This window comes from Streptomyces sp. NPDC041129 (genome assembly GCF_055592265.1).
In genome coordinates this window covers 248,906-271,297 of record NZ_JBVIYV010000009.1, presented here as the reverse complement: position 1 = coordinate 271,297, position 22,392 = coordinate 248,906, and the positions used below count along the sequence as shown (strand labels likewise).

The window sequence follows — 22,392 nt, the reverse complement described above, 5'->3', positions numbered from 1 at the left end:
TGAAGAAGGTGTGCGAGGTGGATGGCGGGACGCGAATCCGTCTGCCCAAGCGCCCCGGCCTGCCGTAGGTTCTACCCAGATGAGAGATACACCCCGCCCACAGGGGACTGTGGGCGACCTCAGGCCGGGGCCTCCCCAGCTTCGACCTGGTCGTGCCCTCGCGCACACAACCGGGGCCTGACGGCTCCGGGATCTCCTCACCGATCGGACGGTCGCCGCCCCAAACCCCCCGGGGCGAGCGACGTTCCGGTCCGGACGGCCGCCCCGGAACCACCCCCCCTGTTCCTGGGCGGCCGACCTCCTTCCCGGCCGAAACCTGCCAGTCTGTCCCCCATGGCTGTGTTCCTGGGTCTGTGCCTTCTTCTTCTCCTCCTCTTCGCGGTGATCACCTGGCAGGTGGTCGCCGACGGTCCGCTGACGCGTGCGGACGAGCGGCTCAGCCAGGCCCTGGTCCATCCGGACCGGTTCTCCGCAGGCCTCTCCGACCTGGGCAACGTCGAGGTGGCGGTTCCCGTGCTGCTCCTGGCCGCCGGGTACGTCGCCTGGCGCGGCCGCGCCGCGGGCGCGGACCTGTGGTGGCTGCGGCCGGCCGTCGCGGCCGCCCTGATGGCGCTGGTCCCGGCGATCGTGGTCCCGCTGAAGGAGTGGACGGACCGCCCGGGAACACCCGTGGTGCCCCCGGGGACCGGCTACTTCCCGTCCGGTCATACGGCGACGGCGGCGATCGCGTACGGATCCGCGACCCTGCTGCTGCTGCCGTGGCTCCGCTCCGCCACCGCCCGCCGGGTCCTCGTCGGCGGCTGCGCGGCCCTCGTCCTCGGTGTCTCCTACGGTCTGGTCCGCCGGGGCTGGCACTGGCCGCTCGACGTGGTGGCCAGCTGGTGCCTGAGCACCGTGCTGCTGACCACCCTGTTCCTCGTGCCCCGCGTCGTGCTCAGCCGAAGTACGCGTCGAAGTTCCTCTGGAACTCCCAGTTCGAGTAGCGGTCCCAGTTCACCGACCACGTCATCAGACCCCGCAGGGCGGGCCAGGTCCCGTGGGTCGCGTACGAGCCGCAGTTCGTCCTCTTCGTGAGGCAGTCCAGTGTCCTGGTGACCTCGGACGGGGAGACGTAGCCGTTGCCCGCGTTGGTCGAGGCCGGCATGCCGATGGCGACCTGGTCGGGGCGCAGCGGCGGGAAGACGTTGTTCGCGTCGCCCGCGACCGGGAAGCCGGTGAGCAGCATGTCGGTCATGGCGACGTGGAAGTCGGCGCCGCCCATGGAGTGGTACTGGTTGTCCAGGCCCATGATCGGGCCGGAGTTGTAGTCCTGGACGTGCAGCAACGTCAGGTCGTCCCGCAGGGCGTGTATGACCGGGAGGTACGCCCCGCAGCGCGGGTCCTGGCCGCCCCACTTGCCGGTGCCGTAGTACTGGTAGCCGTTCTGCACGAAGAAGGTCTCCGGCGCCATGGTCAGCACGAACTTCGAGCCGTACTCGGCCTTCAGGGTCCTCAGGGCCGAGATCAGGTTGACGATCACCGGGGTCGTGGGGTTCTTGAAGTCCGTGTCGTTCGCGTTCAGGGAGAGCGAGTGCCCTTCGAAGTCGATGTCGAGGCCGTCCAGGCCGTAGTCGTCGATGATCTTCGAGACCGAGGCGACGAAGGTGTCCCGCGCGGCCGTCGTGGTGAGCTGCACCTGGCCGTTCTGGCCGCCGATGGAGATCAGTACCTTCTTGCCGGCCGCCTGCTTGGCCTTGATCGCCGCCTTGAAGTCGGCGTCGCTCTCCACGTTCGGGCATTCGGTGACCGGGCAGCGGTTGAACCGGATGTCGCCTGAGGTGACCGAGGTGGGCTCACCGAAGGCGAGGTCGATGACGTCCCAGCTCTCCGGCACGTCGGCGAGGCGGGTGTAGCCCGAGCCGTTGGCGAAGGTGGTGTGGAGGTAGCCGACCAGCGCGTGCGCGGGCAGGCCGGGTGAGCCGCCGCCGGTACCGGCCGGGGTCGTCGCGGTCACGGTGGCCGACTTCGCGGACTCGCCCGCGTCGTTGGTCGCTGTGACCTGGAAGCCGTACGCCGTCGAGGGCGTGAGCCCGGTGACGGTGGCCGAGGTGCCGCTCACCGTCTGCGCCCTGACCCCGTCGCGGTAGACCGCGTAGCCGGTGGCGCCGGTCACCGCCGACCAGGACAGGGCGACGGAGGACGAGGTGACGGTGCCGGTCTTAAGGCCGGTGGGCGCGGCGGGCGGCTGCTGCGCGCTGCCGCCCGGGCCGGTCAGGGAGATGTCGTCGGCGTGGTAGGCGCCGGTGCCGTACCAGCCGTGCGTGTAGACGGTCACCTGCGTGGTGGCGGCGCCGGTGGTGAAGGTGGTGGTCAGCTTCTGCCAGTCGGCGGCGGACTGGGTCCAGGTGGAGACGTCGGTGGTGCCGGTGCCGGTCGCGCCCAGGTAGACGTAGGAGCCGCGGACGTAGCCGGACAGGGTGTACTGCGCGCCCGGCCGCACGGTCACCCTCTGCGCGCACTGGGCGTTGTCGCTGCCGGCCGGGGTGGCCTGCAGCGCCGAACCGCCGCTGTGCACGGGCGAGGTGACCGTCGTGCCGGCCGTGCAGGTCCAGCCGTCGAGGCCGGACTCGAAGCCGCCGTTGCGCGCGAGGTCGGCGTCGGCCGCGTGGGCGGCCGACGAGAGCGCGGTGATTCCGGGCAGGGTCAGCAGCGCGGCCGAGAACAGGGCGAGGAGGGATCTGGGGCGTCGGTCGCGTCTGGCGCGGTCCACAAGGGCCTCCGGAGCGGGGGGAGTTGGAGGGGTGGAGCGCACTCAACTTGGTCCAGACCAATCCTGTTGTCAAGATGTCGGGCCGCTGTCCGTCCCTCTTCCGCCCCGGGCCAGCTCCGCCGCCGCCTCGTGCATCGCCAGTTCCAGCAGCGCGGGGTCGGTCAGCGTCCCCGAGCCGTCCGGCGGCACCAGCCAGCGCACGGTCCGGGTCGCCCGGCCCGGGTACGGCACGACGATCCAGGTTCCGGCTCCGGCGGTACGGATGCCGGTGCCCAGCCAGCGGGCCGCGGTTCCGGGCGGCACGAAGAAGCCGACCCGGCTGTCGCCGAAGTCGACCAGCACCGGGCCGGGCCGGTCGAGGACCCGGGTGAGCACGTCGAGCGTGGGATAACCCAGCTCCCCCGGCAGGATCAGCACGTCCCAGGCCCGGCCTGCGGGCAGCAGCGTGACCCCGAGCGGATTGCGCTCCCAGGCCCAGCGGCAGGCCTCGGGATCCGGCGCGACGGCCACCAGCCATTCGATCGCCGTCTTGGCCGCACTCATCAAGAAGACCTCCTTCTGCGTTCCGGACGCGGTCGCGTCCAGAAGGAAGAAGGAGGTCGTCCCGGGTGCATTACGCGGGTTGCCGCCCCTCTTTCGAGTGAGCCGGGTCACCCCGCGCCGGGTTCAGCTGTCGAAGCCGAGGCCCAGCCGGTCCATCGTGCGCAGCCAGAGGTTGCGCCGGCCGCCGTGCGCGTCCGCGCGGGCCAGCGACCACTTGGTCAGCGCGATGCCGGTCCAGGCGAAGGGCTCCGGCGGGAACGGCAGCGGTTTGCGGCGCACCATCTCCAGCTCGGTCCGCTCGGTGCGCTCCCCGTCCAGCAGGTCCAGCATCACGTCGGCGCCGAAGCGGGTGGCGCCGACACCGAGGCCGGTGTAGCCCGCCGCGTACGCCACCTTGCCCTGGTGGGCGGTGCCGAAGAACGCGGAGAAGCGCGAGCAGGTGTCGATCGCCCCGCCCCACGCGTGGGTGAAGCGGACGCCCTCGAGCTGCGGGAAGCAGGTGAAGAAGTGACCGGCGAGCTTGGCGTAGGTCTCCGGGCGGTCGTCGTACTCGGCGCGCACCCGGCCGCCGTAGTGGTGGACGGCGTCGTAGCCGCCCCACAGGATCCGGTTGTCGGCGGACAGCCGGAAGTAGTGGAACTGGTTCGCCGAGTCCCCGAGGCCCTGGCGGTTCTTCCAGCCGATGGACGCCAGCTGATCGGCGCTCAGCGGCTCGGTCATCAGCGCGTAGTCGTAGACCGGGACGGTGTACGAGCGCACGCGCCGCAGCAGGCTCGGGAAGATGTTCGTGCCGAGCGCGACCCCGCGGGCACGGACCGAGCCGTACGGGGTGCGTACGGCCATGCCGGCGCCGTACTGCTTCAGGGTGAGGGCGGGTGTGTGCTCGTAGACGCGCACCCCGAGTTCCATGCAGGCCCGCTTCAGGCCCCACGCCAGCTTGGCCGGGTGCAGCATGGCCACGCCCCGGCGGTCCCACAGGCCCGCCTCGAAGGTGGGCGAGTTCACCTGCTCGCGCACCGCGTCGGCGTCCAGGAACTCGATGCCCTCGGCGAGGCCCTTCGCCTGCAGTTCCCGGTGCCAGTCGCGCAGTTCCCGGGCCTGGTAGGTCTCGGTGGCCACGTCGATCTCACCGGTGCGCTCGAAGTCACAGTCGATGCCGTGCCGGGCGACGGCGGCCTCGATCTCGTCGAGGTTGCGCCGTCCCAGCTCCTCCAGCCGGTGGATCTCGTCCGGCCAGCGGGTCAGGCCGTTGGGCAGGCCGTGGGTGAGGGAGGCGGCGCAGAAGCCGCCGTTGCGGCCGGAGGCGGCCCAGCCCACCTCGCGGCCTTCCAGCAGGACCACGTCCCGCCGCGGATCGCGCTCCTTGGCGTTGAGCGCGGTCCACAACCCGCTGTACCCGCCGCCGACGACCAGCAGGTCACAGGTCTCGGTGCCGGTGAGGGCCGGCTCCGGGTGGGGCTTGCCGGGGTCTTCCAGCCAGTACGGGACCGGCCGGGCTTCGGAGAGAGAGGAGATCCAGTTGTCCTTGCCGCGACTCATGGCGCTCGGGGCCATGATTTCAACTCCCTACAGGGCTGTTACGCCTTCTGGCTGTTACGGCGGTTGGTGATGAGCATCGAGACCAGCACGAACAGCACGGCGACGAGGAACATGGCCGTACCGATGACGTTGATCTGCACCGGCGTTCCACGCTGCGCCGAGCCCCACACGAACATGGGGAAGGTGACGGTCGAACCGGCGTTGAAGTTGGTGATGATGAAGTCGTCGAAGGAGAGCGCGAACGACAGCAGCGCGCCCGCCGCGATGCCCGGCGCCGCGATCGGCAGGGTCACCCGCAGGAACGTCTGCACCGGCCCGGCGTACAGGTCCCGGGCGGCCTCCTCAAGGCGCGGGTCCATCGACATCACGCGCGCCTTGACCGCGACGACGACGAAGCTGAGGCAGAACATGATGTGCGCGATCAGGATCGTCCAGAAGCCGAGCTGAGCGCCCATGTTGAGGAACAGGGTGAGCAGCGAGGCCGCCATGACGACCTCGGGCATGGCCATCGGCAGGAAGATCAGCGAGTTCACGGCGGACCGCGCGCGGAAGCGGTAGCGGACCAGCGCGAAGGCGATCATGGTACCGAGGAGGGTGGCCCCGACCGTCGCCCAGAAGGCGATCTGGAGGCTGAGGGACAGCGAGCCGCACATGTCGGCGACACCGCACGGGTCCTTCCAGGCCGCCGTGGAGAACTGCTGCCACTCGTAGTTGAAGCGCCCCTTCGGTTTGTTGAAGGAGAACACGGTGACGACGATGTTCGGCAGCAGCAGATAGGCGAGCGTGAACAGCCCCGCGATGACCACGAGATGACGCTTGAGCCAGGTGACGAAGGGCATTTAGACCAGATCCTCCGTCCCGGACCGGCGGATGTAGACCGTGACCATGAGCAGGATCGCGGCCATGAGGATGAAGGACAGCGCCGCGGCGGTCGGATAGTCCAGGATCCTCAGGAACTGGGTCTGGATGACGTTTCCGATCATGCGGGTGTCGGTGGAACCGAGCAGTTCGGCGTTGACGTAGTCACCGGCCGCGGGGATGAAGGTGAGCAGCGTGCCGGAGACCACGCCCGGCATCGACAGCGGGAACGTCACCTTGCGGAAGGTGGTCCACGGCTTGGCGTACAGGTCGCCGGCCGCCTCGTGCAGCCGTCCGTCGATCCGCTCCAGCGAGGTGTACAGCGGCAGGATCATGAACGGCAGGAAGTTGTACGTGAGACCGCACACCACCGCCAGCGGGGTGGCGAGGACGCGGTCGCCGGCCGTCCAGCCGATCCAGTCGGTCAGGTCCAGGATGTGCAGCGAGTTCAGCGTGTGCACGACCGGGCCGCTGTCGGCGAGAATCGTCTTCCAGGCCAGGGTGCGGATCAGGAAGCTGGTGAAGAACGGCGCGATCACCAGCACCATGATCAGGTTGCGCCAGCGGCCCGCCCGGAAGGCGATGAGGTAGGCCAGCGGGTAACCGAGCAGCAGGCACAGGACGGTCGCGGCGGCCGCGTAGAGGACGGAGCGCAGGAACTGCGGCCAGTACTCGGCCAGGGCGTCCCAGTACGTCGCGAAGTGCCAGGTGACCTTGTAGCCGTCCTCCAGGGAGCCCGTCTGCACGGACGTGGAGGCCTGGTAGATCATCGGCAGCGCGAAGAACACGACCAGCCACAGCAGGCCGGGCAGCAGCAGCCAGTACGGAGTGAGCCGGCCGCGCCCGCGCGGGGGCTTCTTCGCCGGTTCGGCGGTGGCGAGAGGCGGTGGCGCCTCTTGAAGCGTCGACATGGTCAGGCGGCCTCTTCCTCGACGGTCTCCACACCTGCGTCGATGTCCTGGGCCGCGTCCAGGCCGAAGGTGTGCGCCGGGCTCCAGTGCAGGACGACCTCGGCGCCGGGTACCAGCCGCCCGTCGCGCTCGACGTTCTGGACGTAGACCGCGAGTTCGTCGCAGACGGGGCTGTCGATGACGTACTGCGTGGAGACGCCGATGAAACTGGCGTCGGCGATCCTGCCGGTGAGGCGGTTGCGGCCCTCGGGGATGGTGCCGGCGTCGTCGGCGTGGGTGAGGGCGATCTTCTCGGGACGGATGCCGACCAGCACCTTGCCGCCGGCCGTCGCCGGGGAGGAACATCGCGCCCCGGGCAGCACCAGCTTGCCGCCGCCGGCCTTGAGCACGATGTCGTCGCCGTTCCTGGTGTCGACCTCGGCCTCGATGAGGTTGGAGGTGCCGAGGAAGTTCGCCACGAAGGTCGTGCGCGGGTTCTCGTACAGGTCGCTGGGCGCGCCCAGCTGCTCGACCCGGCCGGCGTTCATCACCGCGACCGTGTCGGCCATCGTCATGGCCTCCTCCTGGTCGTGGGTGACGTGCACGAAGGTGATGCCGACCTCGGTCTGGATGCGCTTGAGCTCGAGCTGCATCTGGCGGCGCAGCTTGAGGTCGAGGGCGCCGAGGGGCTCGTCGAGGAGGAGCACCTTGGGGTGGTTGATCAGGGCGCGGGCCACCGCGACCCGCTGCTGCTGGCCGCCGGAGAGCTGGTGCGGTTTCTTGCGCGCCTGCTCGCCGAGCTGGACCAGCTCCAGCATCTCCTCGACCTGCTTCTTCACGCTCTTCACGCCGCGCCGGCGCAGGCCGAAGGCGACGTTCTCGAAGATGTCGAGGTGCGGGAAGAGGGCGTAGGACTGGAAGACCGTGTTCACGGGGCGTTTGTACGGCGGCAGATGGGTGACGTCCTGGTCGCCGAGGTGCACGGTGCCGGAGGAGGGTTCCTCCAGGCCGGCGATCATGCGCAGGGTGGTCGTCTTGCCGCAGCCGGAGGCGCCGAGCAGGGCGAAGAAGGAACCCTGCGGCACTGTCAGGTCGAGCGGGTGCACGGCGGTGAAGGAGCCGTAGGTCTTGGAGATGCCGGTGAGGCGGACGTCGCCGCTGTTGTCTGTCGTCATGGTCGTCACGCCCCTGTGAGCTTCGCGAACTTCTCTTCGTAGGCCGTCTCTTCCTTCTGGCTCAGCGAGCGGAAGGAGTGCGACTTGGCCTGCATGGCCTTGTCGGGAACGATCAGCGGATTGTTCGCCGCGTCCTTGTCGATCTTCGCAAGGTAGGGCTTCACACCGTCGACGGGAGTCGCGTAGTTGATGTACGCGGCGAGCTCGGCGGCCTGCTCCGGCTCGTAGTAGAAGTCGATCAGCCGCTCGGCGTTCGTCTTGTGGCGCGCCTTGTTGGGCACCAGCAGGTTGTCGGTCGACGTCATGTAGCCGCTGTCCGGGATGACGAAGTCGACGTCCGGGCTGTCCGCCTTGAGCTGGACCACGTCCCCGGCCCAGGCGACGCAGGCGGCGATGTCGCCCTTGGTCAGGTCCGAGGTGTAGTCGTTGCCGGTGAAGCGGCGGATCTGGCCCTTGTCGACGGCCTTCTGCAGCCGGGCCACGACCGCGTCGTAGTCGTCGTCGGTGAAGTTCGCCGGGTCCTTGCCCATGTCGAGCAGGGTCATGCCGATGCTGTCGCGCATCTCGGACAGGAAGGAGACGCGGCCCTTGAGCTTCGGGTTGTCGAGCAGGTCGGAGACCGACTTCACCTCGATGCCATCGAGCGCCTTCTTGTTGTAGGCGATGACCGTCGGGATGCCCTGCCAGGGGTACGAGTAGGCGCGGCCGGGGTCCCAGTCGGGGTCGCGGAACTGCGGCGACAGGTTGGTGTAGGCGTGCGGCAGGTTGGACGGGTCCAGTTTCTGGACCCAGCCCAGGCGGATCAGCCGGGCGGCCAGCCAGTCGGTGAGGACGATCAGGTCGCGGCCGGTGGCCTGGCCGGCGGCGAGCTGCGGCTTGATCTTGCCGAAGAACTCGTTGTTGTCGTTGATGTCCTCGGTGTACTTGACCGTGACGCCGGTCCGCCTGCGGAACGTCTCGAGCGTGGGGTGGTGCTTCCCGCTGTCGTCGACGTCGATGTACTCGGTCCAGTTGGAGAAGTTCACGACCTTCTCCTGGGCCGAGTGGTCCTGGGCGGACGTGCCGCCCTGGGTCTTGCCCGCCGCGGGGATGCCGCAGCCGCTCAGCGCCCCGAGACCGCCGACCGTGAGCGCGCCGCCGGCGGAGGCGCGCAGCAGCGACCGGCGGGTCATGGCGGCCCTGCCGTTGCGCAGACTGCGCCGCATGGCGGCCGTCTGGGCCGGGGTGAGGCGGTCGGGCTCGTACTGCTCCATGCGCGTGGTGCCCTTTCGGATGGGGTCGGCCTGGTCTGCGGCCGGTCGTTGCTAGCGGTCCCCGAACACGGTGCGATGCCAGTCCTTCCTGGCAACCGCGGTGTTGTCGAACATTACGTGCTTGACCTGCGTGTACTCCTCGAACGAATACGCAGACATGTCCTTGCCGAAGCCGGAGGCCTTGTAGCCGCCGTGCGGCATCTCGCTGATGATCGGGATGTGGTCGTTGATCCACACACAGCCGGCCTTGATCTCGCGGGTGGCGCGCCCGGCCCGGTAGACGCCACCGGTCCAGGCGGAGGCGGCCAGGCCGTACGGGGTGTCGTTGGCCAGCCGGATGCCCTCATCATCACTGTCGAACGGCAGGACGACCAGCACCGGGCCGAAGATCTCGGACTGGACGATCTCGCTGTCCTGGGCCGCGCCGGTGACCAGGGTGGGCCGGTAGTAGGCGCCCTTGCCGAGATCCCCCTCGGGTGCCTCGCCGCCGGTCACCACGCGCGCGTAGCCGCGTGCCCGGTCCACGAATCCGGCGACCCGGTCGCGCTGGGCATGCGAGACGAGCGGGCCGAGGTCGGTGCCGGGGGCGAACGGGTCGCCCAGCCGTACGGTCTCCATCAGCGCGGCCGTCCGCTCCACGAAGGCCTCGTACAGCGGTCGCTGCACGTACGCGCGCGTGGCGGCCGTGCAGTCCTGGCCGGTGTTGATGAGCGCGCCGGCGACGGCACCGTTGGCGGCCGCCTCCAGGTCCGCGTCGTCGAAGACGACGAAGGGTGCCTTGCCGCCCAGCTCCAGGTGGAGGCGCTTGACCGTGGAGGTGGCGATCTCGGCGACCCGCTTGCCGACGGCGGTGGACCCGGTGAAGGAGGTCATGGCCACGTCGGGGTGGCCGACGAGGTGCTCGCCCGCCTCCCTGCCGGTCCCGGTGACGATGTTGATCACCCCGTCCGGGATGCCCGCGTCCGTCGCGGCCTGCGCGAACAGCAGCGAGGTGAGCGGGGTCGGTTCGGCGGGCTTGAGCACGATGGTGTTGCCCGCGGCGACGGCCGGGAGGATCTTCCAGGCGGCCATCTGCAGCGGATAGTTCCAGGGCGCGATCGACCCGACGACACCGATCGGCTCGCGCCGGACGTACGACGTGTGGTCACCGGAGTACTCACCGGCAGCCTGCCCCTGCAGATGACGGGCGGCACCGGCGAAGAAGGCGGTGTTGTCGACGGTCCCGGGCACGTCGAACTCACGGGTGAGCTTCAGCGGCTTCCCGCACTGCAGGGACTCGGCGCGGGCGAACTCCTCGGCGCGCTCCGCGAGCACGGCGGCGAACCGGTGCAGGGCGTCGGAGCGCTCACCGGGGGTGGTGGCGGCCCAGCCGGGAAAGGCCTCGCGCGCCGCGGCCACTGCCGCGTCGACGTCGTCGGCGCCGGCCAGCTCGTAGGTGTACACCTCCTCGCCGGTGGCCGGGTCGACCACGGTGTGGGTACGGCCCGAGGTGCCCTTCGTCAGCCGGCCGGCGATGAACTGCGCGCCGTCCGCGAGGCGGTCCTGGGCGGGAAATCGTTCCGGGTTGGCGGTGCTGCCCGGGTTGTGCATGTCGCTCTCCTCCGCCGTTCGTCCCGTCCCCCGAGGAGGTGGGTGGCGTAGCTCCAGCTCGATTTGAGTGCCGATCCTGACAGAGCAAGTGGACTCCAACAAGTGATTCCGTTGTTGCCTTTTGGTTACGCGACGGAATCTGTCGACCAGGTGTCGAGTCGGCACCGAAAAGGGCGGACGGAGTGTCAGTAGTGCGTGCCACACTCGCGTGCATGGGGAAGATCGACGGGGTGGAGGCCCTGATCAGGGAGGTCCGGGCGGGAGCGCGGATCAGGTACCTGCACTTCTGGGGGCACCGGCCGCTGCCGGACGGCCGGATCGGCGCGAGCTGCCTGAGCCAGTGGTGGCCGTCACCCTTCGTGGTGGAGGGCGTCGGATACGCGACGGCCGAGCACTGGATGATGGCGCAGAAGGCGCGGCTGTTCGGGGACGCGGAGGCGGAGCACCGGGTGCTGGCGGCGGAGCATCCCGCCGAGGCCAAGAAGGCGGGGCGGCTGGTCCGCGGTTTCGACGAGGCGATATGGGAGCGGGAGCGCTTCCGCATCGTGGTCGAGGGCAGTGCGCACAAGTTCGCCGCGCACACCGGCCTGGCCGCGTTCCTGCACGGCACCGGCGACCGGGTCCTGGTGGAGGCGAGCCCCGTGGACCGGGTGTGGGGCATCGGCCTGGCGGCCGGCGACGAGGCGGCGTCGGATCCCGAGCGCTGGCGGGGGCCGAATCTGCTGGGGTTCGCGCTGATGGAGGCGCGCGAGCGGCTCGCCGCCTCCGCGCGCTGAGCGCCGGGCGGCCCCGGCCGGGCCGCCCGGGGCCGGGGTCAGTCCTGCGTCAGCACGGGTGTGGACACCCGCGGCGCGGAGTTGTAGTACGGGTCGTCGTAGTCGCTGTCGTGCTTCCTGTCCTCCTTGACCGCCATCACGATGGCGAAGACGAGGAACGCGACAGTGGCGAGACCGACGATGATCCCGATGATGCCGGTGATGAATCCGGCCTGGGCCTGGCCGTGGTTGGTGGCCTCGCCCCGCTCGGCCCGCTTCTTGCCCTTGACGCCGAGCACCACGGCGATCACGCCGAGCACGAGGGACACCACGCCGTAGAGGCAGAACAGGCAGATGGACAGGATGCCCAGCACCATCGCCGCGGTGCCCATGCCGTTCTGCGGGCCCATCGGCATGCCGGGCCAGCCGTAGCCGCCCTGCTGCTGCGGGTACGCGGGGTAGCCGTACCCGCCCGGGGCCGCGGGGCCCGGGCCGCCGGGCGCGGCCGGCGGGGGCGGCATGGCGGACTCGGTCCAGCCCTGGGCCGGGGGCGGCGGCGGTGCGGGCGGGCCGTAGCCCGGCGCTCCGAAGCCGGGGCCCGGCGCGGAGATCATGGTGGCCTGGTCGTGCACGGACGGCTGCGGCGCCGGGGGCTGCTGCGGAGCGGCGGCCGGGGGCTGCGGGGCCTGACCGGGCGACTGGTCCTGCACGGGGGGCTGCTGCGTCGGGGGCTGCTGCCCGGACGCGCCGGGCTGCGGGGCCTTCTCCAGCGAAGGCTTGCTCTCCGGCGGCGCCCACGGATCGAAGCCCCCGCCTCCGCCTGCGCCCTGTTGTCCCTGGTCCGCCACGTCCCCGCCCCTCCATCGATGGTCAGGCCATGGTAAAGCGTCGATTCCGCGGCCCCGCGTCGGGTCGCCGTTCCCCCGGGCACCGCGGGCACCGCCGCCGGCCCGGCCTACGATGACCCCCGAATCACCGATCAGCCGATCACCCGCGCCCGGACCACGGATCTCGGTCCGCGGGCGCCGTTCCCGGGGAGGAACCCTTGACCGACCGAAGCGCCGCATCCCGCCCGGTGCCCGCCACCGGCACACCCGACCGCGATCTGCACGCCTTCATCGCCGGACTGCCCAAGGCCGAACTGCACGTCCACCACGTCGGATCCGCCTCCCCGCGCATCGTCTCCGAACTGGCCGCCCGCCACCCGGACTCCAAGGTCCCCACCGACCCCGAGGCCCTGGCCGACTACTTCACGTTCACGGACTTCGCGCACTTCATCGAGGTGTACCTGTCCGTGGTGGACCTCATCCGCACCCCGGAGGACGTCCGGCTGCTGACCTACGAGGTGGCCCGCGACCTGGCCCGGCAGCAGGTGCGCTACGCCGAGCTGACCATCACCCCGTTCTCCTCGACCCGTCGGGGGATCGAGGAGACGGCCTTCATGTCCGCGATAGAGGACGCCCGCAAGGCGGCCGAGGCCGAGTTCGGGACCGTGCTCCGCTGGTGCTTCGACATTCCCGGCGAGGCTGGTCTGGAGTCCGCCGAGGAGACCGCCCGGCTGGCCACCGACGACCGGATCCGCCCGGAGGGCCTGGTGTCGTTCGGGCTCGGCGGCCCCGAGATCGGCGTACCCCGCCCGCAGTTCAAGCCGTACTTCGACCGGGCCATCGCCGCGGGCCTGCACTCCGTCCCGCACGCCGGTGAGACGACCGGCCCGGAGACGGTGTGGGACGCGCTGACCGAGCTGCGCGCCGAGCGCATCGGGCACGGCACCAGCTCCGCGCGCGACCCCCGGCTGCTGGCCCATCTCGCCGAGCACCGCATCCCGCTGGAGGTCTGCCCGACCTCCAACATCGCCACCCGCGCGGTCGCCACCCTGGACGAGCACCCGATCAAGGAGTTCACCCGGGCCGGAGTGCTCGTCACGATCAATTCCGACGACCCGCCGATGTTCGGCACCGACCTCAACAACGAGTACGCGGTGGCCGCGCGCCTCCTCGAGCTGGACGAGCGGGGGCTGGCCGGCCTGGCGAAGAACGCCGTCGAGGCGTCCTTCCTGGACGCGGCGGGCAAGGCGCGCATCGCGGCGGAGATCGACACCTACACCGACGCGTGGCTCGCCCCGTGAAGCCCTGACCGGAACACCGCCCGAAGCACTGCCCGCAGGGGGCGCACCCCACAATGGGGGCCATGCAGACCGTGACCGCCGTGGCCCACCGCGGCGCCCCCTACCGTTTCCGCGAGAACACCCTCGACTCGCTGCGCTGCGCGTCCGGACTGGGCGCGAACGCGGTCGAGATCGACGTACGGCTCACCCGCGACGGCGTCCCCGTGCTGCTGCACGACGAGACGCTGGAGCGGCTGTGGGGGCACCGGCGGCCGCTGCGCTCGCTGTCGGCCGCCGAGCTGAGCGGGCTCACGGCGGGCGGGGTGCCGACGCTGGAGCAGGCGCTGGCCGCGACGGACGGCGGCCGGGTGATGGTGGACCTGTGCGGCCGGGTCGACCGGCGGACCGTGCGGGCGGTCATGGACGTGGTCCGGCAGAGCGGCGCCGGGGACCGGGTGTACTACTGCGCGGGCGCCGAGGCCATGCTCGCCGTCCGGGCCGCCGATCCGGCCGCCGAGATCGCCCTGACCTGGACGACGCTCGCCCCGCCCCGGCCCGCGCTGCTGGACGCGGTGCGCCCCCGCTGGCTCAACTACCGCTTCTCCCTGGTCGGCCGGGACCTGGCGGCCCGCGTCCACCGGGACGGTTACCTGCTGTCGGTGTGGACCCCGGACACCCGCCGCTCCCTGCGCCGGCTGCTCGACCTGGGCGTCGACTCGATCACCACGAACCGCATCGACGCCCTGCACGCCCTCCGCGACGGCCGCTGACCACGGCGGCCGACCGCGGCGCCGGTCAGCCGGCGGGCACCGCTGCGGCGGCCGGCGTGGTGAGTGCCTCCAGCCGCTTGATCTTCCGGCGCACGACGTACAGGGGGACGACTCCGAACACCCCGAAGGACATGTCGATCAGGGTCCACCAGAACGGGATCCCGCGGACCGGTCCGCACACGAGGGCGAGCGGGATGATCCCGGCGCAGGCGATCATCCCGAACTCGATGACCCAGACATTGCGCACCGGGTCGCGGTAGGGGCCGTAGAAGGCGACCGCGATGACGAGGTGCGCGAAGGCCAGCCAGTCGGTGCCGTACAGCACGAACGGGTAGTCGGCGTCGACGGCGTCGAGCCCCTCGCGCACCCGGGTGATCCAGTCCATGAGCCCCGGCAGCAGTTCGGGCCCGGACAGCGCCCGAAGGCCGCTCTCCGTCCAGCGCAGTTCGTGCACCAGCGGAAACGCGGTGGCCCCGCTGAGCACGAGGCACACGACGAAGAGAACCAGCCAGACGCGGATGCCCCGGAGCAGGGCGGCTCTGTCACTCATGGCAGGAGCCTACCCATTATTTGAACATGTTCAAAACTGTTTCCGGGCGAGAAATCGGCCGACCGGTCAGGAATCGAGAAGCGCCGGGCCGGGGCGCGCGGCTAGCGTGCTGCCTGGACCGAGCCGGGTGATCGAGCCGGGGGCCCGAGCCGGGCGACGCCAGAGGGAACCGCGCGGGCGGCGCCCCCGACGGATGGAGACACGAAGAGCATGGCCACGAGGACGGACGCCAACCAGCCGCCTGCGCCGCACGTCGCCGACAGCCACGACCTGATCCGGGTGCACGGCGCGCGCGAGAACAACCTCAAGGACGTCAGCATCGAGCTCCCCAAGCGCCGGCTGACGGTGTTCACCGGTGTCTCCGGCTCGGGCAAGAGCTCATTGGTGTTCGACACCATCGCGGCCGAGTCGCAGCGGCTGATCAACGAGACGTACAGCGCCTTCGTCCAGGGCTTCATGCCGGCTCTCGCCCGGCCCGAGGTCGACGTGCTCGACGGGCTCACGACGGCGATCACCGTCGACCAGCAGCGGATGGGCGGCGACCCGCGTTCCACGGTGGGCACCGCCACCGACGCCAACGCGATGCTGCGCATCCTCTTCAGCCGGCTCGGGCGGCCGCACATCGGCTCGCCCAAGGCGTTCTCCTTCAACGTCGCCTCGATCAGCGGAGCGGGCGCGGTCACCGTGCAGCGCGCCGGGCAGACCGTGAAGGAGCGCCGCAGCTTCAGCATCACCGGCGGCATGTGCCCGCGCTGCGAAGGCAGGGGGACGGTCTCCGACATCGACCTCACCCAGCTCTACGACGACTCCAGGTCGCTGAGCGAGGGGGCGCTCACCATCCCCGGCTACAAGGCGGGCGGCTGGAACTACCGGCTCTACAGCGAGTCGGGCTTCTACGACCCGGACAAGCCGATCAGCAAGTACACCAAGAAGGAGCTGCGGGACTTCCTGCACCACGAGCCGACCCGGATGAAGATCGCGGGCATCAACATGACCTACGAGGGTCTGATCCCGCGGATCCAGAAGTCGATGCTCGCCAAGGACCGGGAGGCGATGCAGCCGCACATCCGGGAGTTCGTGGACCGCGCGGTCACCTTCACCACCTGCCCCGACTGCGACGGCACCCGGCTGAACGAGGGCGCCCGGTCGTCGAAGATCGGCGGGATCAGCATCGCCGACGCCTGCGCGATGCAGATCAGCGACCTGGCCGCGTGGGTGCGCGGTCTCGACGAGCCGTCGGTGGCGCCGCTGCTGGGGAAGCTGCGGCAGACCCTGGACTCGTTCGTGGAGATCGGCCTCGGCTACCTCGCCCTCGACCGGCCGGCGGGCACTCTGTCGGGCGGCGAGGCACAGCGCGTGAAGATGATCCGCCACCTCGGCTCCTCGCTCACCGACGTCACGTACGTCTTCGACGAGCCCACCGCGGGTCTGCACCCGCACGACATCCAGCGGATGAACGAACTCCTGCTGCGGCTGCGGGACAAGGGCAACACGGTGCTCGTCGTGGAGCACAAGCCGGAGATGATCGCGATCGCCGACCACGTCGTCGACCTCGGCCCCGGCGCCGGCACGGCGGGTGGCGCCGTCTGCTTCGAGGGCACCCTGGAGGGCCTGCGGGCCAGTGGCACGCTCACCGGCCGTCACCTCGACGACCGGGCCGCCGTCAAGAAGACGGTGCGCAAGCCGACCGGCACGCTGGAGGTCCGCGGGGCGTCGGCGAACAACCTGCGCGACGTCGACGTCGACATCCCGCTCGGTGTGCTCGCCGTCGTCACCGGTGTCGCCGGGTCCGGCAAGAGCTCCCTCGTGCACGGCTCGATCCCGGCCGGCGCGGGCGTGGTCTCGGTCGACCAGGCCCCGATCCGCGGCTCACGGCGCAGCAACCCGGCGACCTACACCGGGCTGCTCGACCCGATCCGCAAGGCGTTCGCCCAGGCCAACGGAGTCAAGCCGGCCCTGTTCAGCGCCAACTCCGAGGGCGCCTGCCCCACCTGCAACGGCGCCGGCGTCGTCTACACCGACCTGGCGATGATGGCCGGCGTCGCCACCACCTGCGAGGAGTGCGAGGGCAAGCGGTTCGAGGCGTCGGTGCTGGAGTACCACCTCGGCGGCCGCGACATCAGCGAGGTGCTCGCGATGTCCGTCTCCGAGGCCGAGGAGTTCTTCGGCGCCGGCGAGGCGCGCACCCCGGCGGCGCACCGCGTCCTCACCCGGCTCTCCGACGTCGGGCTCGGCTACCTCACCCTCGGCCAGCCGCTCACCACCCTGTCCGGCGGCGAGCGCCAGCGCCTGAAGCTGGCCACCCACATGGGGGACAAGGGCGGCATCTACGTCCTCGACGAACCCACCTCCGGCCTGCACCTCGCCGACGTCGAGCAACTGCTCGGCCTGCTCGACCGGCTCGTCGACTCCGGCAAGTCGGTCATCGTCGTCGAACACCACCAGGCGGTCATGGCACACGCCGACTGGATCATCGACCTCGGCCCCGGTGCCGGCCACGACGGCGGCCGAATCGTCTTCGAGGGCACCCCCGCCGACCTGGTCACCGCCCGCTCGACCCTGACGGGCGAACACTTGGCGGCCTACGTCGGCGACGGCGCGGTCTGACTCCTAGAGCCCCACGATCGTGTTCCACCGCTTCGCGAGTTCCGGGCGTTCCGCGGAGGTGATGTCGCGGGCGACGGCGAGGCGTCCGCGCATCGTGGAGTCGGGGAAGATCAGGGGGTTGTCGGCCAGGGCGGCCGTGTCCCTGTCCTTGGACGCGGCCAGGACCTCCCTGGCCGCCGGGACGGGGCAGACGTAGTTGACCCAGGCGGCGAGCTCCGCGGCGACCTCGGGCTCGTAGTAGTAGTCGATCAGGCGCTCGGCGTTGGACTTGTGGCGGGCCCGGTCGGGGATCATCAGGGAGTCCGACCACAGTTCGGCGCCCGCCTCGGGGACGACGAAGCGGATGTCGGGATTGTCCGCCTGGAGCTGGATGACGTCGCCGGAGTAGGCCTGGCAGGCGAGGACGTCGCCGCTGACCAGGTCCTTGGTGTAGTCGTTGCCGGTGAAGCGGCGGATGTGGCCCCGCTGGACCTCCCGTTCCACCCGGTCGCAGACGCGGTGGAAGTCGTCCGTGGTCCAACGGGTGATGTCCACGCCGTCGCCCTGCATCAGCAGCGCGAACGCCTCGTCCAGTCCGGAGAGCAGGGTCACCCTGCCCTTCAGGTCGCTCGCCCAGAGGTCCGCCACCCCCCGGATCTCCCGGCCCAGCCGGCGGCGGTCGTAGGCGATGCCCGTGATGCCGGACTGCCACGGCACCGTGGACCTGCGGCCCGGGTCGAACGCGGGCGAGCGCAGCAGCGGGTCCAGGTGCTCGGCCACGTTGGGCTGGCGGGAGCGATCCATCCGCTGCACCCAGCCGAGCCGGACGAACCGCGCGCACATCCAGTCGCTGATGACGATCAGGTCGCGCCCGGTGCGCTGGTGGTTCATCAGCGCGGGGCTGATCTTGCCGAAGAACTCGTCGTTGTCGTTGATCTCCTCGGTGTAGCCGACGGAGATCCCGGTGTGCTTCTCGAAGGCGTCGAGGGTGGGCCGCCGGCTCGTGTCGTCGTCATCGGTGTCGATGTACAGCGGCCAGTTCGCCCAGGTGAGTCTCCGGTCTGCGGCGGACTCGTCGGTCACGGACCGGTCGCCGGGCTCGACGTAGGCGGCGGGCACCCCGCAGCCGGCGAGGGTGCCGAGCGCGGCGGCGCCGGTGAACGCGCGCAGCACGGAACGGCGGGACGGGGCGGGCGGGAAAGTCCGGGTCACCCCGGCAGGATGCCGCCGCCGCGCCCGGAGCGGCAATTGACGGTGCGTCGAGCGGACCGGACCGTACCCGACACCCTGTCCATCGGCGTCGAGGGCCACCGCGGGCAGACGCGCGGCCCCGGACGGGGAGGTGTCCCGTCCGGGGCCGCGCGCGTGTGGCCCGGGGCCTACGCGTCGAGCGACGTCATCACGTGCTTGATCCGCGTGTAGTCCTCGAAGCCGTACGCCGACAGGTCCTTGCCGTAGCCGGACTTCTTGAAGCCGCCGTGGGGCATCTCGGCGACCAGCGGGATGTGGGTGTTGATCCACACGCAGCCGAAGTCGAGCTTCTTGGACATGCGCATCGCGCGGCCGTGGTCCTTGGTCCACACCGAGGAGGCGAGGGCGTACTCGACGCCGTTGGCCCACTCCACGGCCTGGTCCTCGTCCGCGAAGGACTGGACGGTGATGACCGGGCCGAAGACCTCGTTCTGGACGATCTCGTCGTCCTGCTTCAGGCCGGAGACGACGGTCGGGGCGAAGAAGTAGCCCTTGTCGCCGACCTGCTGGCCGCCCGCCTCCACCTTGGCGTGCGCGGGCAGCCGCTCGATGAAGCCGGCGACCTGCTTGAGCTGGTTGGGGTTGTTCAGCGGGCCGAAGAGGACGTCCTCGTCGTCCGGCTGCCCGGTCTTGGTCTCGGCGGCGGCCTTGGCCAGCGCGGAGACGAACTCGTCGTGGATCGACTCGTGGACCAGGACGCGGGTCGCGGCCGTGCAGTCCTGGCCGGCGTTGAAGAAGCCCGCCACGGAGATGTCCTCGACGGCCTTGGTGATGTCGGTGTCCTCGAAGACCACGACCGGGGCCTTGCCGCCCAGCTCCAGGTGGACCCGCTTGACGTCCTTCGACGCGGACTCGGCGACCGAGATGCCGGCCCGGACGGAACCGGTGATGGACGCCATCGCCGGGGTCGGGTGCTCGACCATCATGCGGCCCGAGTCGCGGTCGCCGCAGATGACGTTGAAGACGCCCTTGGGCAGGATCGAGCCGAGGATCTCGGCGATCAGCACGGTCGAGGCGGGGGTGGTGTCCGAGGGCTTCAGCACGACCGTGTTGCCCGCGGCGATGGCCGGGGCGAACTTCCACACGGCCATCATCATCGGGTAGTTCCACGGGGCCACCTGGGCGCAGACGCCCACCGGCTCACGGCGGATGATCGAGGTCATCCCGTCCATGTACTCGCCGGCCGAGCGGCCCTCGAGCAGCCGGGCCGCACCCGCGAAGAAGCGGATCTGGTCGACCATCGGCGGGATCTCCTCGGAGCGGGTCAGCCCGGTCGGCTTGCCCGTGTTCTCCACCTCGGCCGCGATCAGGTCCTCGGCGCGCTCCTCGAACGCGTCGGCGATCTTCAGCAGGGCCTTCTGGCGCTCCGCGGGGGTGGTGTCGCGCCAGGCCGGGAAGGCCGCGGCGGCGGCCGCCATGGCGGCGTCCACGTCCGCCTGACCGGACAGCGGCGCGGTCGCGTACGCCTCGCCCGTCGCGGGGTTGACCACCTCGGTGGTCCGTCCGTCGGCGGCGTCCCGGAACTCACCGTCGATGTAGTTGCGCAGACGACGCAGCTCGGTGCTCACTGCCGGCCTCCTGATCTGATTCGAGGGTTCGAGCTGTCCAGCCCGGTCAGCCGCTCCGGCTGTCCCGAAGACTGAGACACCCCACCCTAATCTGCGCGCCCACGTTTTCAACACCCCCGCCGCCACCTGTTCTGCGAAATCCGCAAGGTTCGGACTCGTAAACAACGAATTTCATCGCAGCGGCCTTGCGAAACTGTCGAGACGTCGTGCACAGTGAGGCCGTGGCCAGTCGAAGCGCAGACCAGAGGGACTCGCCCCGCGAGTCCAGGAACGGCAACAGTCCCCAGCTGGACGCCGTCTCCCTCGCCATCATCCAGCAGCTCCAGGAGGACGGCCGCCGGCCGTACGCCGCGATCGGCAAGGCCGTCGGCCTCTCCGAGGCGGCCGTGCGCCAGCGCGTCCAGAAGCTGCTGGACCAGGGCGTGATGCAGATCGTCGCCGTCACGGACCCGCTCACCGTGGGCTTCCGCAGGCAGGCGATGGTCGGGATCAACGTCGAGGGCGATGTCGAGTCGATCGCGGACGCGCTGACCGGCATGTCGGAGGTCGAGTACGTGGTGATGGCCGCGGGCTCGTTCGACATCCTCGCGGAGATCGTCTGCGAGGACGACGACCACCTGCTGGACGTCATCAACAAACGCATCCGGGCCCTGCCCGGCGTGCGCTCCACCGAGAGCTTCGTCTACCTGAAGCTCAAGAAGCAGACCTACATGTGGGGAACCCGATAACCGTGACCGAGAAGGACCTCAGCCGTACCGCGTACGACCACCTGTGGATGCACTTCACCCGCATGTCCTCGTACGAGAACTCCCCCGTCCCGACCATCGTCCGGGGCGAGGGCACCTACATCTACGACGACAAGGGCAGGCGCTACCTCGACGGTCTCGCGGGCCTGTTCGTGGTCCAGGCCGGTCACGGCCGCACGGAGCTCGCCGAGACCGCCTTCAAGCAGGCCCAGGAGCTCGCCTTCTTCCCGGTGTGGTCCTACGCCCACCCCAAGGCCGTCGAGCTGGCCGAGCGCCTCGCCGACCACGCCCCGGGCGACCTGAACAAGGTCTTCTTCACCACCGGCGGCGGCGAGGCCGTCGAGACCGCCTGGAAGCTCGCCAAGCAGTACTTCAAGCTCCAGGGCAAGCCGACCAAGTACAAGGTCATCTCCCGCGCGGTCGCCTATCACGGAACCCCGCAGGGCGCCCTGTCCATCACCGGCCTGCCGGCCCTGAAGGCCCCCTTCGAGCCGCTGGTCCCGGGCGCGCACAAGGTGCCGAACACCAACATCTACCGCGCCCCGATCTTCGGCGACGACCCGGAGGCCTTCGGCCGCTGGGCCGCCGACCAGATCGAGCAGCAGATCCTCTTCGAGGGCCCGGAGACGGTCGCCGCGGTCTTCCTGGAGCCGGTGCAGAACGCCGGCGGCTGCTTCCCGCCGCCGCCCGGCTACTTCCAGCGCGTGCGCGAAATCTGCGACCAGTACGACGTCCTGCTCGTGTCGGACGAGGTCATCTGCGCCTTCGGCCGCCTCGGCACGATGTTCGCCTGTGACAAGTTCGGCTACGTGCCGGACATGATCACCTGCGCCAAGGGCATGACCTCGGGCTACTCCCCGATCGGCGCCTGCATCGTCTCGGACCGGCTCGCCGAACCGTTCTACAAGGGCGACAACACCTTCCTGCACGGCTACACCTTCGGTGGCCACCCGGTGTCCGCCGCGGTGGGTCTCGCCAACCTCGACCTGTTCGAGCGCGAGAACCTCAACCAGCACGTGCTCGACAACGAGGGCGCCTTCCTGCAGACCCTGCAGAAGCTGCACGACCTGCCGATCGTCGGCGACGTCCGCGGCAACGGCTTCTTCTATGGCATCGAGCTGGTGAAGGACAAGCACACCAAGGAGTCCTTCAACGACGAGGAGACCGAGCGCGTCCTGTACGGCTTCCTCTCCAAGGCGCTGTTCGACAACGGCCTGTACTGCCGTGCCGACGACCGCGGCGACCCGGTCATCCAGCTCGCCCCGCCGCTGATCTCCAACCAGGAGACGTTCGACGAGATCGAGCAGATCCTGCGCGCCACCCTCACGGAGGCGTGGACGAAGCTCTGAGCCTTCGGCGCGAGCCCGGATCATCCGACCGGATGATCAACACCGGCCCCGGTGCCGCCCGTTCGAGTGAGAACGGCGGCCCGGGGCCGTGTGCTGTCCGGGCTCCCGCGGTG

At 70.3% G+C, this 22,392-nt stretch carries 17 protein-coding genes and 2 pseudogenes; 7 read left to right on the top strand and 12 right to left on the bottom strand.

The window, feature by feature from the left end; translation table 11 throughout:
• Window positions 1-21: 21 nt before the first annotated feature.
• Window positions 22-861 (top strand): annotated as a pseudogene (locus ACZ6B1_RS26950) (phosphatase PAP2 family protein); the annotation flags it as partial.
• Between the two features lie 73 nt (window positions 862-934).
• Here the strand turns inward: ACZ6B1_RS26950 and ACZ6B1_RS26945 are convergent.
• From ACZ6B1_RS26945 to ACZ6B1_RS26910, 8 genes are all read right to left on the bottom strand, one after another.
• A complete protein-coding gene (locus ACZ6B1_RS26945) occupies window positions 935-2,749 on the bottom strand; it encodes a chitinase (protein ID WP_468782450.1) in 1,815 nt (604 codons plus the stop codon).
• A gap of 69 nt (window positions 2,750-2,818) precedes the next feature.
• Complete coding sequence (locus ACZ6B1_RS26940) at window positions 2,819-3,292, bottom strand: hypothetical protein (RefSeq protein WP_468782448.1); 474 nt, start codon at window positions 3,290-3,292, stop codon at window positions 2,819-2,821.
• Window positions 3,293-3,415: 123 nt separating this feature from the next.
• The gene (locus ACZ6B1_RS26935) at window positions 3,416-4,846 is read right to left on the bottom strand and encodes an NAD(P)/FAD-dependent oxidoreductase (protein ID WP_468782446.1); all 1,431 of its coding nucleotides are present in this window, start codon (window positions 4,844-4,846) and stop codon (window positions 3,416-3,418) included.
• Between the two features lie 23 nt (window positions 4,847-4,869).
• Window positions 4,870-5,670, bottom strand: a complete 801-nt coding sequence (locus tag ACZ6B1_RS26930; RefSeq protein WP_468782444.1) for an ABC transporter permease — start codon at window positions 5,668-5,670, stop codon at window positions 4,870-4,872.
• A complete protein-coding gene (locus tag ACZ6B1_RS26925) occupies window positions 5,671-6,600 on the bottom strand; it encodes an ABC transporter permease (RefSeq protein WP_468782442.1) in 930 nt (309 codons plus the stop codon).
• Between the two features lie 2 nt (window positions 6,601-6,602).
• Window positions 6,603-7,763 (bottom strand): ABC transporter ATP-binding protein, encoded by a 1,161-nt coding sequence (locus ACZ6B1_RS26920; protein WP_468782440.1) that lies wholly within the window; start codon window positions 7,761-7,763, stop codon window positions 6,603-6,605.
• Window positions 7,760-9,007, bottom strand: coding sequence for an ABC transporter substrate-binding protein (locus tag ACZ6B1_RS26915; protein ID WP_468782438.1), 1,248 nt, complete (start codon window positions 9,005-9,007; stop codon window positions 7,760-7,762). The genes ACZ6B1_RS26920 and ACZ6B1_RS26915 overlap by 4 nt, the downstream gene beginning before the upstream one ends.
• A gap of 51 nt (window positions 9,008-9,058) precedes the next feature.
• A complete protein-coding gene (locus ACZ6B1_RS26910; protein WP_468782436.1) occupies window positions 9,059-10,597 on the bottom strand; it encodes a gamma-aminobutyraldehyde dehydrogenase in 1,539 nt (512 codons plus the stop codon).
• Between the two features lie 212 nt (window positions 10,598-10,809).
• Here ACZ6B1_RS26910 and ACZ6B1_RS26905 point away from each other — a divergent pair, with 212 nt between their 5' ends.
• On the top strand, window positions 10,810-11,373 hold the full coding sequence (locus tag ACZ6B1_RS26905) for an NADAR family protein (RefSeq protein ID WP_468782434.1): 564 nt from the start codon (window positions 10,810-10,812) through the stop codon (window positions 11,371-11,373).
• 38 nt (window positions 11,374-11,411) lie between these two features.
• On the opposite strand, the gene ACZ6B1_RS26900 is transcribed toward ACZ6B1_RS26905, so the two are convergent.
• Window positions 11,412-12,200, bottom strand: coding sequence for a DUF4190 domain-containing protein (locus ACZ6B1_RS26900; protein WP_468782432.1), 789 nt, complete (start codon window positions 12,198-12,200; stop codon window positions 11,412-11,414).
• A gap of 138 nt (window positions 12,201-12,338) precedes the next feature.
• Here ACZ6B1_RS26900 and ACZ6B1_RS26895 point away from each other — a divergent pair.
• Both ACZ6B1_RS26895 and ACZ6B1_RS26890 read left to right on the top strand, forming a co-directional pair.
• Window positions 12,339-13,480 (top strand): annotated as a pseudogene (locus ACZ6B1_RS26895) (adenosine deaminase).
• Window positions 13,481-13,542: 62 nt separating this feature from the next.
• Window positions 13,543-14,229 (top strand): glycerophosphodiester phosphodiesterase, encoded by a 687-nt coding sequence (locus ACZ6B1_RS26890; protein WP_468782430.1) that lies wholly within the window; start codon window positions 13,543-13,545, stop codon window positions 14,227-14,229.
• A 25-nt stretch (window positions 14,230-14,254) separates the two neighbouring features.
• Here the strand turns inward: ACZ6B1_RS26890 and ACZ6B1_RS26885 are convergent, their stop codons facing one another.
• Window positions 14,255-14,779, bottom strand: a complete 525-nt coding sequence (locus tag ACZ6B1_RS26885; protein ID WP_468782428.1) for a hypothetical protein — start codon at window positions 14,777-14,779, stop codon at window positions 14,255-14,257.
• Between the two features lie 210 nt (window positions 14,780-14,989).
• Between ACZ6B1_RS26885 and ACZ6B1_RS26880 the strand changes: the two genes are divergently transcribed.
• Complete coding sequence (locus ACZ6B1_RS26880) at window positions 14,990-17,386, top strand: ATP-binding cassette domain-containing protein (RefSeq protein WP_468782426.1); 2,397 nt, start codon at window positions 14,990-14,992, stop codon at window positions 17,384-17,386.
• Window positions 17,387-17,389: 3 nt separating this feature from the next.
• Here ACZ6B1_RS26880 and ACZ6B1_RS26875 read toward each other — a convergent pair whose 3' ends face one another.
• Together ACZ6B1_RS26875 and ACZ6B1_RS26870 are read right to left on the bottom strand one after the other, a co-directional pair.
• Complete coding sequence (locus ACZ6B1_RS26875; RefSeq protein WP_468782424.1) at window positions 17,390-18,577, bottom strand: polyamine ABC transporter substrate-binding protein; 1,188 nt, start codon at window positions 18,575-18,577, stop codon at window positions 17,390-17,392.
• A 167-nt stretch (window positions 18,578-18,744) separates the two neighbouring features.
• Entirely contained in the window at window positions 18,745-20,184 is a 1,440-nt protein-coding gene (locus ACZ6B1_RS26870) for a gamma-aminobutyraldehyde dehydrogenase (RefSeq protein ID WP_468782422.1), read from the bottom strand.
• Window positions 20,185-20,390: 206 nt separating this feature from the next.
• Here ACZ6B1_RS26870 and ACZ6B1_RS26865 point away from each other — a divergent pair, with 206 nt between their 5' ends.
• Both ACZ6B1_RS26865 and ACZ6B1_RS26860 read left to right on the top strand, forming a co-directional pair.
• Window positions 20,391-20,912 (top strand): Lrp/AsnC family transcriptional regulator, encoded by a 522-nt coding sequence (locus tag ACZ6B1_RS26865; protein ID WP_351664264.1) that lies wholly within the window; start codon window positions 20,391-20,393, stop codon window positions 20,910-20,912.
• Window positions 20,897-22,279, top strand: a complete 1,383-nt coding sequence (locus ACZ6B1_RS26860) for an aspartate aminotransferase family protein (RefSeq protein WP_468782420.1) — start codon at window positions 20,897-20,899, stop codon at window positions 22,277-22,279. Before ACZ6B1_RS26865 ends, ACZ6B1_RS26860 begins: the two co-directional genes overlap by 16 nt.
• Window positions 22,280-22,392 lie beyond the last annotated feature (113 nt).

Coding starts and splice junctions, on each gene's coding strand:
- ACZ6B1_RS26940 (WP_468782448.1), bottom strand. CDS start 3,292: ATGAGTGCGGCCAAGACGGCGATCGAATGGCTGGTGGCCGTCGCGCCG.
- ACZ6B1_RS26935 (WP_468782446.1), bottom strand. CDS start 4,846: ATGGCCCCGAGCGCCATGAGTCGCGGCAAGGACAACTGGATCTCCTCT.
- ACZ6B1_RS26930 (WP_468782444.1), bottom strand. CDS start 5,670: ATGCCCTTCGTCACCTGGCTCAAGCGTCATCTCGTGGTCATCGCGGGG.
- ACZ6B1_RS26925 (WP_468782442.1), bottom strand. CDS start 6,600: ATGTCGACGCTTCAAGAGGCGCCACCGCCTCTCGCCACCGCCGAACCG.
- ACZ6B1_RS26915 (WP_468782438.1), bottom strand. CDS start 9,007: ATGGAGCAGTACGAGCCCGACCGCCTCACCCCGGCCCAGACGGCCGCC.
- ACZ6B1_RS26910 (WP_468782436.1), bottom strand. CDS start 10,597: ATGCACAACCCGGGCAGCACCGCCAACCCGGAACGATTTCCCGCCCAG.
- ACZ6B1_RS26905 (WP_468782434.1), top strand. CDS start 10,810: ATGGGGAAGATCGACGGGGTGGAGGCCCTGATCAGGGAGGTCCGGGCG.
- ACZ6B1_RS26890 (WP_468782430.1), top strand. CDS start 13,543: ATGCAGACCGTGACCGCCGTGGCCCACCGCGGCGCCCCCTACCGTTTC.
- ACZ6B1_RS26885 (WP_468782428.1), bottom strand. CDS start 14,779: ATGAGTGACAGAGCCGCCCTGCTCCGGGGCATCCGCGTCTGGCTGGTT.
- ACZ6B1_RS26880 (WP_468782426.1), top strand. CDS start 14,990: ATGGCCACGAGGACGGACGCCAACCAGCCGCCTGCGCCGCACGTCGCC.